The organism is Mesorhizobium sp. WSM4837, from assembly GCF_055811435.1.
Window position 1 is genome coordinate 1 of record NZ_JBVVQE010000256.1, and the last position, 385, is coordinate 385.

The following is a 385-nucleotide window of genomic DNA, read 5'->3' on the forward strand; positions in this document are numbered from 1 at the left end:
GCGGTCGCGATTTCGCCGCCTGGCTCGGGCTGGTCCCTCGGCAGAAGTCGAGCGGCGGCAAGCAACGACTAGGGAAGGTATCGAAGATGGGCCAGCGCGATATTCGGCGGTTGCTCATCATCGGCGCCATGGCTGTGGTTCGATGGGCGTCTCGGAGGCGCGCGCCCGACGGTTCCTGGCTTGCCCGCTTGATGTTGAAGAAACCGCGCATGCTGGTGGCAATCGCGCTGGCCAACAAGATGGCGCGTGGCATCTGGGCCATGCTGACGAAACAGGAGGACTACCGGAATCCGGCGACGGTGCCTGCGTGATTTGCAACAACGCACCTGAGACCGGGACGTCGGAGATGTGAGGAAGGCATGAACTGCATGGGCAAATGATCGAT

1 protein-coding gene is annotated in these 385 nt (G+C 62.3%); it reads left to right on the forward strand.

The features are described from left to right. Positions 1–311: transposase (locus tag AC0L3D_RS36990; RefSeq protein ID WP_473647573.1), on the forward strand; the 311-nt coding region annotated here is incomplete at its 5' end. Between the last annotated feature and the right edge of the window lie 74 nt (positions 312–385).